General features: G+C 37.7%; 9 protein-coding genes. 7 read left to right on the top strand and 2 right to left on the bottom strand.

Annotated features, from left to right (window positions below):
• The first annotated feature begins 2 nt into the window (after window positions 1-2).
• Together ACY2RU_RS08150 and ACY2RU_RS08155 are read left to right on the top strand one after the other, a co-directional pair.
• Window positions 3-1,046 (top strand): endonuclease, encoded by a 1,044-nt coding sequence (locus tag ACY2RU_RS08150; RefSeq protein ID WP_490137942.1) that lies wholly within the window; start codon window positions 3-5, stop codon window positions 1,044-1,046.
• A 28-nt stretch (window positions 1,047-1,074) separates the two neighbouring features.
• Window positions 1,075-1,611 (top strand): hypothetical protein, encoded by a 537-nt coding sequence (locus ACY2RU_RS08155; protein WP_490137943.1) that lies wholly within the window; start codon window positions 1,075-1,077, stop codon window positions 1,609-1,611.
• 75 nt (window positions 1,612-1,686) lie between these two features.
• On the opposite strand, the gene ACY2RU_RS08160 is transcribed toward ACY2RU_RS08155, so the two are convergent.
• Both ACY2RU_RS08160 and ACY2RU_RS08165 read right to left on the bottom strand, forming a co-directional pair.
• Window positions 1,687-3,846 carry a T9SS type A sorting domain-containing protein gene (locus tag ACY2RU_RS08160; protein WP_490137944.1) on the bottom strand — a complete coding sequence of 720 codons (2,160 nt, stop codon included), beginning with the start codon at window positions 3,844-3,846 and terminating at the stop codon, window positions 1,687-1,689.
• Between the two features lie 122 nt (window positions 3,847-3,968).
• A complete protein-coding gene (locus tag ACY2RU_RS08165; protein WP_490137945.1) occupies window positions 3,969-6,896 on the bottom strand; it encodes a GEVED domain-containing protein in 2,928 nt (975 codons plus the stop codon).
• 183 nt (window positions 6,897-7,079) lie between these two features.
• Here ACY2RU_RS08165 and purL point away from each other — a divergent pair, with 183 nt between their 5' ends.
• From purL to ACY2RU_RS08190, 5 genes are all read left to right on the top strand, one after another.
• Entirely contained in the window at window positions 7,080-10,742 is a 3,663-nt protein-coding gene (gene purL, locus ACY2RU_RS08170) for a phosphoribosylformylglycinamidine synthase (RefSeq protein WP_490137946.1), read from the top strand.
• A gap of 56 nt (window positions 10,743-10,798) precedes the next feature.
• The gene (locus ACY2RU_RS08175) at window positions 10,799-13,192 is read left to right on the top strand and encodes a M14 family metallopeptidase (protein ID WP_490137947.1); all 2,394 of its coding nucleotides are present in this window, start codon (window positions 10,799-10,801) and stop codon (window positions 13,190-13,192) included.
• A 416-nt stretch (window positions 13,193-13,608) separates the two neighbouring features.
• Complete coding sequence (locus tag ACY2RU_RS08180; RefSeq protein ID WP_490137948.1) at window positions 13,609-14,757, top strand: T9SS type A sorting domain-containing protein; 1,149 nt, start codon at window positions 13,609-13,611, stop codon at window positions 14,755-14,757.
• Window positions 14,758-15,102: 345 nt separating this feature from the next.
• Window positions 15,103-16,311: a histidine kinase gene (locus ACY2RU_RS08185; RefSeq protein ID WP_490137949.1), complete on the top strand. Its 1,209-nt coding sequence runs from the start codon at window positions 15,103-15,105 to the stop codon at window positions 16,309-16,311.
• A gap of 66 nt (window positions 16,312-16,377) precedes the next feature.
• Window positions 16,378-18,162, top strand: coding sequence for a sensor histidine kinase (locus tag ACY2RU_RS08190; protein WP_490137950.1), 1,785 nt, complete (start codon window positions 16,378-16,380; stop codon window positions 18,160-18,162).
• Window positions 18,163-18,168: the final 6 nt, after the last annotated feature.

The raw sequence follows: 18,168 nt of genomic DNA on the forward strand, positions 1-18,168 counted from the left end.
AAATGAAAAAATTACTACTTTCTTCTTTACTTTTTATTGTCGTAAGCAGCCTATTTGCACAACAACCTTACTATGATGATGTTGATCTAACACTTACTGGTCAAGATCTTTATTTCGAATTACAGGCTAAAATTAATATTGCCAGTGGCTCTTTTACGTACGGAGACATTAGAGATACTGTAAAGTTCACGGACGAAGACCCAGGTAACAGCAACAACGTTTTGCTTGTATATGGATATGACGATACAGGAAGTTGTACTACCGATCGCAGTCGTGATAAAGATGATTTTGGAGGAACCTCTTGCGAATACAATAGAGAACACGTTTTTGCTAGATCGAATGCTAGTCCGGATATGGGAAGCGTTAATAACAGCACCACAGGTATTGGCGCCGATCCGCATAATCTTCGCCCTAGCGATCAACAAATGAACAATGACAAAGGGAATAAAAAGTTTGCAGACGGCTCGGGTAATGCAGGAAACGTGGGTAGTGGAAACTGGTACCCAGGTGACGAATGGAAAGGTGATGTAGCTCGTATGATGATGTATATGTACACACGCTATGGTGATCGTTGTCTTCCGTCGTTAAACGCAGTTGGGACAACCCAAGGAAGTACTGATATGTTACAGATCTATTTACAATGGAATGTCGATGATCCCGTGAGTGCTCTCGAGGAACAAAGAAATCCGTATTTAGAGCCTAATTACGGAAATAGAAATCCGTTTATAGACAATCCAGCTCTAGCGACAATAATTTGGGGAGGGCCAGTTGCTGAAGACACTTGGAATATTTTAGAAATTTCTGAAGTTGCTTCGGAAAACATCTCAATTTATCCTATTCCAGCGCAAGAGATCCTTTGGGTACAATCAACATCTGCTTTTCAACCTTCTGAATTTGCGATGTACGATATCAATGCGCGTAAAGTGTTGGGAGAAGTTCTAAATACTTCAGAAGGAATTAACGTCTCTTCTCTAGAAGCTGGTATTTATTTCTTAGCGCTCACTACTTCCGAAGAAAAAGTAGTTAAAAAGGTGATCATTGAGTAGTATTACTAACTTTTACACTCTCACAAATATGATTCAAATTAAAAGACCTGTTTTGGTTATGGCCATCCTTATGGCTATGAGTTGCAATAAAAAGGATGATACAGGTAAAACAGACTTACCAGACGAAACGGCACTCAGTTTGGTGACTGGCATCAATGCTCGAGAGACTCCAGGTCAATTACCCTTGACGTTAGGAAACCCAAATGTGTTAACACTAAGCACCTTATCTGTTTACCCTACAGTACCCAGAAGCATCATAAATATTGCTTCAAATAATACCATTACAAGCGTTTGGATCATTCCTGCTACAGCCGAGAAAATTTATCAAGAAGTTGACTTCGGAAATGTGCTCAATAGCAGTTTATATGCTGAATCTGAATTAGAGACCGCCTCTATAATAAGTTTAAACAATCAGTCTTCGAACGTTTTATCGGTTGATTTAGAGAGTACACCAACAGGTTACTATCGTGTATTTGCAAAGATTTCAGGTGTTATTTACTGGGATAATATTTACGTCTTAGATGATTCAGAAGAAATTGAAGATCTAATTGATTTCTGGAATTAACAACGCATTATGTTATCAAACAAAAAGCCCTCCAATTTGGAGGGCTTTTTTTATATAGTAGTATGATCTAAATTCTTAACGAACTAGGATCTGCTTGCTTGTTGTATCGGTACCATTGGTAATTTGAACAATATAAACTCCAGTTGCAGCAGCACTTAAGTTTACACTATTTTTGTAACCATTACTTTGCTTATCTAACGTTCCAGTTCCAAATACCTTACCAGAGATATCAAGTACTTTGTAGTTGATATTTCCGTAGTCGGTAGTTGTAGAATAAAAGATCTCATAGGTACGTGTATCACGGATAGGATATATTAACAATCCTTTTTCACCTAGACTTACGTCATTTGTACTAAGAACATCATCACGAAATTGTTTCATAACACTATCGTTAGTTCCTAATTGGTCACCAGATAGATCTGTAGTTACTTCGATTTCATAATCTGTATTAGGAACAGACATATCAACCGTTTGTACAAAAGTGAAAGCCTCTGTTGTATTTGGCGCAATAGTTCCTGTAAAGGTTTCTGTAGCAACCAAAGTACCATCAAAACGCAATTCCACGTCAAAATTTGACTGAGGAGAAGAACCGTAGTTGTAAAGATCAACTGTTACATTTTCAGCGGCCGTATACGGTCCTGAACCTGATGGTGATGTAATGCTATAAGCTCCAACATCATTAGACAGGTCGGAAACAATTTTAAAACTTGCAATACGTGTTGCCCAAGAATTAATAAAAGCGAAATACTGACTTGTAAACCAGAAAGTACTTCCGTCAGGGTCTAAAGTCATTTGTGCGTAATCACCATAACGATTTGAGATCGATTGGTAGCTACCTCCTGGGAAAATTTCCGTTTCAGGAAAGGTCATAACGCCAAGTGGATCGCCATCAAGACGTCCAGTAAAACGAAGACCTGTTTTAGTTTCTGGGCTCACCACACTATATGCTAATGCTATGTTTCCGTCTTGATCCATTGCAGTACTACCCATAAAGCGACTTACTCCATCTGGAATCGTCCAAGTTCCTTCTTGATACAATGAAAATGGTCCCGTACCAGTGTTACGTAATTCAATCCAACGAATACCAGAAGTGGCAGCACCAAGATCTGAGTTAAAGTTAAGAACGAATGAGTTATGCCCTGGGAAGCTTCGGTAATTAGCCATATAAGACACAACACCGGCTTGGCTGTCTAGTTTTTGATTTGTAGTAGGCTGTAATAAATCTCCTGAACCAAAAGGTGCAAAGAAACTATCAAAATTTGCTACTGGAATTACTTGAGGTGCAGAGATAGTACTTGTTCCTCCAAAATTTACATCAATTTCCCATACTTTTAAATGGTCATCAGAAACACCTGGCCATCCGTCATCTTGCATGTATACAATTAGCCCTGGAGCACCTGCAGGCACTGTTGTACCAAGTAAGTTAGCAGGTTGTGCACCAAAAACAGTATTAGGGTTTCTAATCAAACCTGGAAGGTCAAATCCAACAAGGGCTGGATTTGGATCACCTGCTATCATTGCTGCACGATCAAATGCATAGGTTGTATTTCCAACAAATTTATTGGCTGTAAGATAGTATGCATCTGGCCAAACTCCATAGTGTGGGTAATCTGGGAACGCATCTAAAGGAAATTCATAAACATTATATGTTCCTGTGGGATCTGATGTTGTAGAAATACCAATAATTAAAGCATCTGTTGCGATTTCAAACTGACTTACAAAGTAACGATCAGCTAATTGGTCATACATTACAATTGGATCTCCATTATTTGAACCATTTCCTAAGAAAGTTCCTAATTGGATAGGTCCTGCTAATACATTTCCAGTTTTATCAAATATTTTAACAATAGAATTTACAGCATGTACATAGTGATTTGGCCCTACAGCACCAGATGGATCTGGAGGTATAAAACCACCTGATTCACTAATTCCTGATCCTTGAAAGTTTTGTAAAATATTAATTGATTCATGATAAGGTGCTTCCGTTTGCATTAATGGATCGTGACCATCTGGAGAACCTTGCACTCTTGATTCTGTTCCCTGAACAAATTTTTGGTTGATAGTTCCTTTAAGTTCACCACCGGTCCATGGCTGAGCCAAAGGAGCATCGCGGAGCGCGATAGTCTCTCCTCGTAGTGTTCCTTGCGAAATACTCACTGGAGGAAACGCCTCTTGTGCTACAAGTCCGATACTTGCGAAAAGAGCAACCATCAAAAGTAATTTTTTAATTGTCATAATAATTTTAGTTTAATTTTTAATAGAACGCAAGATATTGATTATATACCATATATACCAAGAAACAAATAAAAAAGACCCCTGGTTTTCACCAGAGGTTTTTTCCAAATATTTAACAAAATTTACTTAACAATAATCTTTGTAGATACCGCTTTAAAAGCACCTTGGCTTCCCATTTTTATAAAGTAGACACCTGCTTGTGCTACAGACATGTCTAAATTTACTCGATATACATCACCGTCTTTAGCAACGTTCTTAAATTTTAATTGTTGACCCAGTGCATTGTAAATACCAATATATACTTGACCATCAATATCTGCTCTTAATGTAACTTCAAATTGATTATTTGGAAGTGTTGTAGCAATTAATTCGGCATTTTCCAATGCTATATCCTGCACACTTAACGTTCCTAAAAAGGCAGTATAATCTTCGGTTTCACCAAAATCAGTATCGTCACAAGCATTGGTTGGCACTGGTGCATTCCAGTTTGTTTTAGCGCGCATGATATGTGACCCTGCTGTTGCATTTGCAGGAACAACTAGATCCATCGTTTCTGTATATGAACCAGCACCTTGTCCTGAAGCGATCACGTAATTATCAACTACAACTTCGTTGGTTGTAAAAATAAAATCGTCATTATAATCGATCCAAACCGTTACAAATTGATCTCCATACCCTGTGGTTACTGTAAGTTGATTTGTTGAATCAATCCCAAAGTTCGCCACCTGCGTTCTAAAGTCGCCATAACCTTCACAAGCCGAAGGATTATTGATCTCTGCTACTGAAAAGAGCTGAAAACCATCCCCGAAAGAACAATCTGCCGATGGCTGACACAACAAATTCTCAACCATAACAGTCACCGTATCATTTGAAGCATCTGAGTCTCCTACTAATAACGTAGTAACTTCAATAGTGTATACTCCCAATACCGAAAGATCGGCTTGTGTCGCAAAATCGAAAACTAGGTTTTCACCAGACGCGATTGTAGGCATATATGTTTCCACTACTGGAGTATCGCCATTAATGGAATACTGAATATCAAAACCGGTTTGTGAACTTGCTCCAAAATTCTCAAGAGCAATAGAGATGGTTTCCATCCCTAATCCTGATCCTGTTTCTGGAGATAATACAGCGGTTGGTCCTATATCGTTAGCGAATAGATGACTAATCTCTTTTGTAAATGGGTCATTATTTGTAAACTCATCACTACCTAATACGGTCTTAGCTTCAAGACTGTATGTTTGACCTTGTGTAGACATATCAACCGTTTGAGCAAAAGTGAATGTTTCCACATCGCCTGGATTGATAGTTCCAACAAAATTTTCAGTTGCTACCAACGTTCCATCTAATCGTAGTTCAATAGGGAAATTTGTTTGTGCAGCCGACCCGAAGTTTCTAACACTTACTTCAACCGTTTCAGCAGCAGTCAATATACCATCTATTGGTGTTACAATATCATTGATCCCTAGATCATTACTAAAGCCTCCCGATAAAGTAAAGGATGCCACTCGTGAAACCCAGTTATTTGTGCTTGAAAAGTACTCTGCCGTATGCCAGAATGTAAAATTATCTGGGTCCATAGTTAAGTGCGAATAATCTCCAAAACGATTTGAAAATGTCTGTACACCTACTCCATCAATAATAGTGGTTTCAGCAACCGTCATCAATCCTAGTGGATCTCCATCAAATCTTCCTGTATAGCGAATTCCAGCCGGAAGCGTTGCACTTGCAACGTTAAAGGCTAACCCTATATTTCCTGCTGCATCAATGGCTGCACTTCCCATAAAGCGACTGATGCCATCTGCTGGTGCGTAAGTTCCTTCTTGAAATATACTCCAATCATTCGAAGCGTCATTGCGCAATTCGATCCAACGAACTCCAGAAGTGTCATTTCCATCTACATCTGTGTTGAAAGTAATAACCCATGAGTTATGCGTTCCGAAGCTTCTATAGTTTGCTGCATAAGAAATAATCCCACCAATCATATCAATTTTTTGACTAGTTCCTGGTTGTGCCACATCTCCTGATCCAAATGGTGCAAAAACCGAATCAAAAGGTGCTGTCGGGATCTCTAAAGCAGCAGAAATAGCCGAATTACCAATGGTAGCCCAGTCTAAAGTGATCTCCCATACTTTTAAATGGTCAAAGCCAATTCCACCCCAACCATCATCTTGTAAATAAGTTACATAACCTGGTACATTAGCAGGATACGAAGTACCTAGCAGGTTTGCTGGCTCCGGACTTAAAACTGTATTTGTATTTTGAACGCTTCCCGGTAAAGGAAAACCAACGATCTGCGGGTTTGCTCCTCCTGCGAGCATTACATCACGTTCTAGGGCATATACTTTATTTGTCCCCCCTTTGTTAGCTGTTAAATAGTAACCATCGGGCCAAACACTAAAGTGCGGGTAATCAGGGAATGAATCAAAAACAAATTGATATACACTATAAGTTCCTGTTGGGTCTGGTGTATCAGAAACACCAACAACTATCGAATTACTTGCTGCTCCAAACTGACTTACAAAATAGCGATCGGCTAAGTGATCATACATCAAAATTGGATCTCCACTATTATTCCCCGAACCTAAAAAGCTTCCTAGATCTGTTGGGCCAGCCAAAACCGTTCCTGATTTATCAAAAATTTTGATCGCAACATTTACTGCCGCTATGTAGTGATTAGGTCCTGCAGCTCCTGTTGGATCTGGAGGAGTAAAACCTCCACCTTCACTGCTGTTTAGGCCATCAAAGTTCTCTTCTAAAGCATAACTGTAAATTCCGCCTATATCAGCCTGACGTAAACCATCACCGTTTAACGGAAGTGCATTTGCATTAACCTTTTCGTTTCTTCTTAGATCATTTGGTATGATCTTAATGTCTTTGACTCCATATGACTCATTTGGGTCAACCGTTGGGAAATCCCGCAGTGGAATGGTCTGACCAATAAAAGTTCCATTAAAAACCTCTGTTGGTGGAAAGGTTTGACGTTCTTGCGCCCAACTGTTTATGCTAAAAAGCACAGCAACCGCAATGAGTAGATGTTTGAATTTCATAGTTTTAGATTAAGTTTTTTAAAAAGAGTTTCAAATATAGAACTAATTTTTCACTCCAAAAACCTAGTAGATCAGTGGGTTAATAAAAGAAGTGGCCTGCTAGAACCACTATTATATATTAACCCACATTTCACGAAAATTCGCTATCTTTGTTTCTTACAAAATCGCTTAAAACCGCATAGGATGATCTACTTTTTTGGAGACGTAAATAATACTGTTTTTGCTGTCCAAACCACTTCCGAAATAAATAATGACGCCGTTCAAAAATTAGTATGGCTCTTTGGTAACCAACCAAAAATTGACAAATCCGTTCTTACGGATTTTTTTATTGGTCCGCGCGCCGCCATGATAACCCCATGGAGCACTAACGCTGTTGAGATAACCCAAAACATGGGGATTTCAGGCATTGTTCGAATTGAAGAATTCAAAAACACTTCCAAGGAAAAAGCAAACTTCGACCCCATGCTTTCGCAACGTTATCAAAAATTGGATCAAAATATCTTCACTATTAATATTGAGCCAGAAGGAATTCTGGAGATCGATGATATTTCAGCATACAACCAACAAGAAGGACTTGCACTTAACGATGAGGAGATCGACTATCTCAACGCGCTTTCAGAAAAACTAGACAGAAAACTAACCGACAGTGAAGTTTTTGGTTTTAGCCAAGCTAATAGTGAGCACTGTAGACATAAGATCTTTAACGGAACCTTTATTATCGACGGAAAAGAGATGCCTTCCTCTTTGTTTAAATTGATCAAAAAAACCTCGCAAGAGCATCCAAACGATATTGTTTCGGCATATAAAGACAATGTTGCCTTTGTTAAAGGTCCGAAAGCCATTCAATTTGCTCCTAAAACAGCAGATAAACCCGACTTTTACCAAAACACACCTTTTAATAGTGTTATTTCAATAAAAGCGGAAACTCATAACTTTCCTACTACCGTAGAGCCTTTTAATGGAGCTGCTACAGGAAGTGGTGGTGAGATCAGAGACCGCCTCGCAGGTGGAAAAGGCTCTTTACCACTCGCTGGAACTGCGGTTTATATGACTTCATATTCTAGACTAGAAGACAATCGCCCGTGGGAAAAAGGGATGACCGAACGCAAATGGCTTTATCAAACGCCACTGGATATTTTGATCAAAGCGAGTAATGGTGCTTCCGACTTCGGAAATAAATTTGGACAACCCCTGATTTCAGGCTCTGTACTTACATTTGAGCACGAAGAAGACGCCCGTAAACTTGGTTTTGACAAAGTCATTATGTTAGCTGGCGGAATTGGCTACGGAAAAGCCGATCAAGCCCTAAAAGACATTCCTAAAACTGGTGATCAAATCGTAATTCTCGGGGGTGAAAACTACCGAATTGGTATGGGTGGTGCCGCTGTTTCTTCGGCAGACACTGGTGAATTTTCAACAGGAATTGAACTTAATGCCGTACAACGTTCCAATCCAGAAATGCAAAAAAGAGCAGCAAATGCTATTCGCGGAATGGTAGAAAGCGAACACAACCCGATTGTTTCTATTCATGATCACGGGGCTGGCGGCCATCTTAACTGTTTAAGTGAATTAGTAGAAGATACCGGCGGATTGATCGATTTGGATAAACTTCCAGTAGGTGACCCAACTCTTTCTGCTAAAGAAATTATTGGCAACGAATCGCAAGAACGTATGGGGCTTGTTATTGGAAAAGACGATATCGATATGCTCCAGCGTATCGCCGATAGAGAACGCTCTCCAATGTATAATGTTGGTGAAGTAACTGGTGATCATCGATTCACATTTCAGAGTAAAAAATCTGGCGCAAAACCAATGGATTATGCCTTGGAAGATTTCTTCGGAAGTTCTCCTAAAACCATTATGAATGATATTTCGGTAGAACGAAACTACAAAGCACCTTCTTATAACATTTCCGAAGTGAAAAAATATGTAGATCTCGTTCTACAACTTGAAGCAGTGGCTTGTAAAGATTGGTTAACGAATAAAGTAGACCGCTGTGTTGGCGGTCGCGTAGCAAAACAGCAATGTGCAGGACCTTTACAACTCCCGCTTAACAATTGCGGTGTTATGGCGCTTGATTTTGCTGGTAAAGAAGGTATTGCAACCAGTATTGGGCACTCCCCTATTTCTGGCTTGATCGATCCTGTAGCAGGTTCGCGAAACGCCATTACCGAAGCACTCACCAATATTCTATGGGCACCTTTAGAAAAAGGCTTAACAAGTGTTTCACTTTCGGCAAACTGGATGTGGCCTTGTAATAATGAAGGAGAAGACACTCGTTTGTATCAAGCGGTTGAAGCAGTTAGTGAGTTCGCGATCGATTTGGGAATCAACGTACCTACAGGTAAGGATTCACTGTCAATGAAGCAGAAATATAAAAATGAAGAGGTCATATCTCCAGGAACGGTGATCATCTCAGCGGCAGGACATTGCAGCGACATTAAAAAGGTTGTTGAACCTGTATTGCAAAAAGATGCCGGAAGTATCTATTACATTAATATTTCACAAGATGCATTTAAACTAGGCGGCTCATCGTTCGCACAAGTGATGAATACGGTGGGTAATGAAACGCCAACTGTTCAAAGTGCGAGCTATGTTAAAAATGTGTTTAACGCTATGCAGCAGCTTATTTCTGAAGGAAAGATTGCTGCAGGACATGATGTGGCTTCAGGTGGATTGATAACAACCTTGTTAGAACTTTGCTTTGCTGATGTCAATCTGGGCGCACGTTTAGACCTTTCTGGACTAAACGAAAACGATATGGTCAAGGTGTTACTTTCTGAAAACTGCGGAATTGTGATTCAGGCGGCAGAAGATGTTTCGGTGGAAGCTCTCTTAAACAAAAACGCAATTGATTTTGTTAAGCTAGGGACAGTTTCCGAAGGAAACGAACTTTATATAAAGAATCATTCCGAAGAACTTACTTTTAATATTTCGGAAACACGCGATACCTGGTTTAAAACCTCATATCTATTAGATCAGAAACAAGCGGCTGGTAGCACATCGCACGACCGCTTTAAAAACTATAAAAATCAGCCACTTCACTTTACATTTCCGAAGCATTTTACAGGAATTCTTCCCCAACGCCCTGCGACAAATCGCCCGAAAGCAGCAATCATTCGTGAAAAAGGAAGTAATAGCGAGCGTGAAATGGCAAATGCCATGTATTTAGCTGGCTTTGATGTAAAAGATGTCCATATGACCGATTTGATCGCAGGTCGAGAAACACTGGAAGATATTCAGTTTATTGGAGCTGTAGGTGGATTTTCAAACAGTGATGTGTTAGGTTCAGCAAAAGGATGGGCAGGCGCTTTTCTGTATAACGAAAAGGCAAATACGGCACTTAAAAAGTTTTTTGAACGTGAAGACACACTCTCTGTTGGAATTTGTAATGGATGTCAGTTGTTTTTGGAACTTGATCTTATCAACCCAGATCACAAAAAGCTTTCTAAGATGAAACATAATGATTCGCATAAACATGAAAGTAGCTTTACAAGTGTGACAATAGAAGAAAATAATAGTGTAATGCTTTCTTCTATGGCAGGAAGCACCTTGGGCGCATGGATCAGTCATGGCGAAGGCAAATTTGATCTTCCTATGTCTGAAGATCATTACAATATAGTAGCGAAATACGGCTATGAAGGCTATCCTGCAAATCCAAATGGCAGTGATTACAATACAGCTATGTTAACCGACAAGACTGGACGTCATTTAGTGACCATGCCGCATATTGAGCGCTCAACCTTTCAATGGAATTGGGCGAATTACCCTGCACATCGAAATGATGAAGTTTCTCCTTGGCTGGAAGCGTTTATTAATGCACGTAACTGGTTAGCAGACAAATAAAACAATTTTTTAACAAAGCATTCGTTGTTAATTCAAATACTATAAACCAAATAACTATGAAAAAAGTTCTACTTCTACTCCTTATTCTCGTTACTCAGCTTGCAGTGGCTCAAGAATTTCAAGAGCAATATCAACACGCAAAAATTAATTATCATACCGCTTCAGATCTGTCTCGTTTAGAGGCGATGGGCGTTCCTGTAGAACATGGAAATCATAAAAAAGGTTTTTATGTGATCTCCGATTTTTCAGTATCTGAAATTGCCAAGGCTAGAAATGCAGGCTATGATGTTGAAATACTTATTGAAGATTCTAAAGAATATTTTCTTCAGCAAAATAGGAATCCAACTTCATCAAGACAAAATTTAAATTGTGATAACCCAAGTGATGATTACCAAACACCTGCCAATTTTCATCAGGGTTCAATGGGCGGTTATCTTACTTATCAAGAATTACTGGATGAACTCACGGCAATGCAGGCAGCTTATCCAAATTTGATCACAGCACAAGCTAATGTGGGTAATTTTTTAACCGAAGGAACTTCGGACAACAGCACGACTCCTTCTATTGGTGGCAATCCGTTAAAGTGGGTAAAAATTAGTGATAACCCAAATACTTCCGAAGCAGAACCACAAATATTATATACCGCAGTACATCATGCCCGGGAGCCTGCTGGTCTTTCGCAACTCGTTTTTTATATGTGGTATCTATTGGAAAATTATGACACCGATCCCGAAGTAAAAGGCATTGTAGACAATACTGAACTTTACTTTATCCCAGTTCTTAATCCCGACGGTTATCTGTACAATGAAAAAACCGACCCGAATGGAGGTGGATTTTGGCGTAAGAACCGTAAAAATACCTACGGAACTGACTTAAACAGAAATTACGAATATTTTATTAATGGTGATCCCAACAACGGTATGTGGGGTGGTGATGGATCTTCAGGAGATACTGGTGATCAAACCTATAGAGGGCCGTCGCCTTTTTCAGAAGTTGAAACACAGGCAGTCAAATTTTTTGTAGAGAATCACGATTTTATTATGGCTATTAATAATCATACCTACGGAGATTTACTTCTATATCCTTATGGATATACACAAAATTCACCAACACCCGAGGATGATCTTTTCCGCGGTATTTCTGAAGAACTTGTTTCTAAAAATGGCTTTAACAATATATTATCCTCAGAGCTGTATTCGGCTGCCGGTGATAGTGACGATTTTATGTACGGTACGGTAGGAACACACGACAAGATATACGCAATGACCCCCGAAATAGGTTCTGCTTTTTGGCCTCCTGCTAACCAAATTGAAGAGATTTGCAAAGGAATGATGTATTTTAATCTCACGTCAGCTAAAATGGTAAATAATTTTGCTTCCTTGTCTGATACATCTCCTCAATATACAGGAAACCTACCAACCGCGTCACAGGATTTTAGCCTTCGGCGTCTTGGCATATCGGGCAACGGAAACTTTACCGTGACCTTTGTACCCGTTTCTTCAAACATTACTGCTGCAGGATTGCCTGTTACCTTTACGGGAATGGATATTCTTGAAACTGAAAATGGCACCATATTGTACACTCTTGCACCCGGTACTGCTGGGGGTGATGATATCACCTTTGACCTAGTAGTGAATAATGGCTCTTATAATACTACCACTAGAGTAAACAAAAAGTTTGGTGCATTGACGACTATCTTTGAAGATGCTGGTGATAGCGTTACCGATAACTTTGTCAATAACGGTTGGGGCACAACCACACAAACATTTGTATCGCCGTCAAGTTCAATAACGGAATCGCCAACGGGAAATTATCCAAATAATGCCAACGAGACCATTACTTTATCTAATGAAGTTGATCTTACAAATGCTATTGGAGCTAACGTGACCTTTTATGCTAAATGGGAGATCGAACCTGATTATGACTATATTCAATTTGAGATCTCTATCGATGGTGGAAACAACTGGATTCCACAATGTGGAAAATATACAACGGAAGGAAGTACCAACAGTTCACAACCCACTGGAGAGCCACTGTATGATGGGTTTCAAACTGATTGGGTATTAGAAGAGATCAATTTAAGTGACTATATAGGAGAAACCTTATTAGCTCGCTTCCAATTTAGATCAGACAACGGATCCAGAGAAGACGGGTTTTATTTTGACGATCTAACATTTAATGTTGTGGAAGACGACGTTCTTAGCACAAATGATGTGGCTGCAAGTCAGTTTTCTATTTATCCTAATCCTGTTTCAAACTTGATCAACATAACAACTCCTGTATCAAACTATGCTATCGATATTTATAATATCCAAGGGCAACTTGTGGCTTCGGAAGTTAACAAAGTAGGTTCACAAACGTTTGATTTTAGTGCATATGCCTCCGGGTTATACCTAATCAAACTTACCTCTGAAGGTGCGAGTGAAACATATAAGATAGTGAAGGAATAGGCTACATTTTTAAAATTACAAGCTAAAAAATAGAGACCGCCAATTGGTAGTCTCTATTTTTTTTATGGCTGAATCTGGAGGATCCACTTCTTGTCCTTCACTGCTATTTACATCTGCTTGCTAATTACTTCGGAAAGTAAATAGCGTGGTAAGGCGATTATGGCATATAAGGTTACATCGCGATCTAATGCAGTACCAAAACTCGATAAATCGTTTCGCTGCGTTCGTTCTTGGCAATAAAGAAGGTTCCGTTACTAAAGCGTATCATCTTCCCTCGTATAAAATTAAATTACTCTGCTATCTCTTCTTAGTCAAAATGGTTAATACATCAATTGAGGATGACCATTCATCAATTAACACCCAAAACATGGCCAGTACAGAATTAGTTTTGGGGTATTAATCTTAAAAAACTTATTATGAAAACAATTCTATTAAAAACCTATTTGATGCTGACGGCACTGTTTGTCACATCAATAACTTTTGCCACTGAAGATATCCTTGTCCCGCCAGACAATGATCTTATTGAAAATGCTATCAATTTAAATTTTGGCCCATCTCCTTATCTTGAGAACGATGTTAATTTCCCAGAAGCAACAACTACAAACGACCAAACCTTTCCTGGTAATGGATGCTCTTTAACACAAGCAGCCGTTTGGTACAAATTTACAGCTACGAAAGCAGGGAACGTGGCCGCAGGAATTTTAAATCCGGATGGAGCTGTTGTTGTATTCTTTTCAGGGCCTGAAAATGCCACTAACGGACAGAATTTAATTTTTGTTGATCAAAGCAATAACATCTGCGGTAATAGTCCGCTAGGAAACATCAATACTACTGCGGGCACCACATATTACCTTTATATGCGAAATGCAATAACTTCGGATGTGTCAATCAATGTTTCCGCAGCATTTAAAGCACCAGACAATGATCTAATAAGTAATGCTACGAATTTAAATGGAGAGATCAATTTTTCGGAAGTTGTACATTTTTTGAATGCAACCAACACTGATGATGGCGGACAGATAGATTGTCCAAGCAACGAATTGATTGGTATTTGGTATAAATTCACTGCAGACATAGATGGTGAAGCTTTAATTGGTTCAAATCTTCCAATTCAAAATAGTGCTTTAATATTTTATTCCGCTGAAAATGAAAATGCAACTACAGGAGCCGATGTAACCCATGTTGATCAACCCACAAATCCGTGTAACGTTGGGAATTTAGCATCAATCAATGCGGTAGCAGGAACTACCTATTACATTTTAGCGGTAACCGATTTACCGTATGTAGAAATTACAGTTAATCTTTCTGGCGTTCTGGGTACTGCAGATAATCAATTAGATGGTTTCGATTTTTATCCAAATCCAGTAGCTAATGAGATCAATTTAAGCGCAAGTACAATCTTGAATGAAGTTTCTATTTATAATGTCTCTGGACAAAAGGTGTATGCCGAAGATGTGAATGCTACAAAAAAGAGTATAAACCTTTCAGCTTTAACAGCTGGTTTATACATTCTTAATGTTTCTTCCGAAGGAAAAAATGCAAACTTTAAAATAATAAAAGAATAGATATAAGTTTTGATTCCCCACTATATCTATTTCACGGAAGTCGTTCATTGTAAAATTTGAACGGCTTTTTTATTGCTACCATCCACCTTTACCCATGTATCAATTTAAAGCTACCATTTATCAATTTGCAAAAAGTAAACGTGATTATTGACGCTATTTTTAAAGTATTCATTTTAAATAAAAACTATCACGCTGCGCACATTAACGATTGCAATGGTCCCTGTTGAAAAAATAGTAATGATCGAATGATGTGGTCTAAAAAAAACTGTTCTCAATTAAACTGGAACAGCTTAATAAATTCCCGCACATTCAACGTATAGAGAGCATAATCCCCCTTTTAATTTAATGATTCAGAATTTGAGAACAGCATATACAGAAAATTCAAAACAATTTACCTCAGATCAATTTGAAGAAATCCTAGTTTATTTTTTAAAATCAATTCACGGTAAAGAAAACGAAGATGAGATCTTTTGGGATCTTGCAAAAAATTGCATTGCGAAATTAGGTCTTGTAGATTGCGTTGTTTATACGGTTGATCACAAGAGCAATCAATTAATTCAAAAAGCTGCTTTTGGATCGAAAGACGCTAAAAACAATGAAATTTATAGTCCGGTGGCCATCAAATTAGGTCAAGGAATTTCTGGTAGTGTTGCTCTTTCGGGAATTCCAGAAATAGTTAGTGATACCTCAAAAGATAAAAGATATATTCTAGACGATGAAAATCGACTTTCAGAAATAGCTGTTCCAATTGAGATCAACAGGGGTGTTATTGGTGTTATTGATTGTGAACATCCTGAAAAAGGATATTTTACACAACAACATCTTCGTATGCTTACGGCGGTTGCATCTATCTGCGCCATAAAAATTCAAAATGTACGAGCAGATAAAAAGATTAAAGAGGAACAAGAAAAGCTCTTTAAAATACGAGAGGAAATGCTTCATTTAAAGCTTAAGGCCTTTCGTTCACAAATGAATCCGCATTTTATTTTTAACGCATTAAGTGGGATTCAATATTTTATAACCTCTGGAAATAAAAAGCAAGCCTTAAATTATCTCTCCGTTTTTAGCCGGCTTATTCGATTTTATCTAAAACACATCGAAAAGGAGACTGTTCATTTAGCCGACGAAGTTGCAATGTTAAAGGGGTATTTGATCCTTCAGAAACTAAGATATAGCGATCATTTTAATTACAACATTTATTTTGAGGAAAGCTCGAAAATAGAGGCTACTATTCCTTCTTTCGTGCTTCAAACGCTATTTGAGAATATTATTGAACACGCAATTTATAATCAATATAGAAATTACACCATTCAGGTTGTTTTTAAAACTACCAAGAAACATGTACTAATAAATATCGCCTTTACATATGATATTACAAAAAAGGAAGATGTGAAATATATTCCAGACTATAGAGAACAAGTAATAAAATGGCAAGATCAAATTCGTTTACTTAACAAGTTTAAAAGTTATAAAATCGAAAAAAAGGTTACTTTTAATAAGAATTCTGCTTTAAACGGAGGAACCATTGAATTAATCTTACCCAATTTGTCATAGCTAATGCTGCACTATCTAAAGTTGCTTTTTTTCTTCAGTCTACTTTTAAATAGTATTAGCTCTCTAGTGCACGCTCAGAAAATTACTGTTGAAAAAGAAAACTTCATTCCGTTTACGGTCTACAAATCTGAAGGTGATAGCCTTAAAATTGCTTCTCTGATTAACAATTCCAACTTATTTACAACCTCAAATATAAATACTGGAAAGACTAATACGAGTAATGCATATTGGGTTAGAGCAGATTTATCAACTTATCTACCTCTTATAGAAAGTGATAGTTTGTGGTATTTGCAAACTGGTAGTTTTTATGATATAAGCTTATATTTTCAGGGAAGAAATGCCATTGAATCCAAAGCATTTGGTCCTCTAAACACCGAAGAAAAGTACTCTTATTATTCGCCGAAAGACGGAGCTTATTTTAATGCAGAAAACCTTATAGATGGAAGATATTTATTTTTAAAAATTAAATTTTATTCATCCAATCAAAATTTCAATTCATTAAAATTAAATCTTCGCAGCAGTGCTTCCAAAGAAATTGAAAGTAATTATTACCGCTGGGAAGATGTTGTTGAAGCTTCCCGAGACTACTTATTTGTTGGGGCATTTTTTTTTATTTTCATCTTTACATTTATAACGTATTTTGTTTCGAAAAAACTAGAATTTCTATTCTATTCTCTCTATACCTTGACGTTGTTGCTATATTTAGGAAGAAGCGCCTATAATGCCATCGTTTTTATTACTTATGATTACACTATTTTCTCTCTCTGGTTACATTCAAGTTTACAAATATTCATCAATTTATTTTATGTAGCCTTCGCCAAGTATTATTTAGAAACTAGTAAACACTATCCGAAATTAAATAAGGCAATTTTGGGTATTTCGATCTATCTTGTTTTAACAATTATTTTCAACTCATATTTCACTATTACATTTCAATTAGATGAATATACCGTGGTTATGAATATTCACAGATTGGTTATGTCACTTTTTGCATTAAGCGCAATAATCTATCTCCTTATATATGCAAAAAACTCCCTCGCCTATTTTATTATTATTGGGTCACTAACCTTTACCACTGGTGCTTTAATTATGCTTTTTACTGAAGACAGACATTATATGATGCTAGGGAGCGTAATTGAGGTTCTCCTATTTGGTCTAGGTCTTAATTACAAGATGCGAAAGGACAACGAAGAAAAAATAATGTTGAAACAAAGCGCATATAACAATCAAATAAGTGCCTTACGTGCACAAATGAATCCGCATTTTATTTTTAATTCATTAAGCTCTATTCAACATTTAATTACTTCAGATAAAAAGGAATCTGCTGTTAAGTATTTAAATAAATTTAGTCTTCTAATGAGAAATCTATTGGAAGGTTCAATTGAAGCAAATGTGGTGTTAGCCGAAGAGATTCTGTTACTTGAAAAATACCTTGAACTAGAAGCGCTTCGTTTTAATAATTCATTTCATTATAGCATTACAGTCGAGGAAAATCTAGATCCAAAAGCCGTTGAGGTGCCTTCGTTAATTATTCAACCCTTTGTAGAGAATGCGATACTTCACGGACTTTTAAAGAAAAGAGAAGATGACAAGCAAATACTAATTCGTTTTAGGAAACAAGACAGCTTTATTATCTGTGAAATTGAAGATAATGGTATTGGAAGAGATGCTTCGGAAGCAGTGAAATCTGTTTTAAAAAATTCCAAAAAATCAAGAGGAATAGAAGTTACCGAAAAAAGGTTACAATTACTTAACCATTCCGAAGAAAACAGCATTCAAATTATTGATAAAAGAAATAATCAAGGTCGGCCAACAGGGACCTTAGTGATTATCAAAATCACTATCGAATAAACTCAC

It is taken from the genome of Ulvibacter sp. 2305UL32-6, assembly GCF_058148545.1.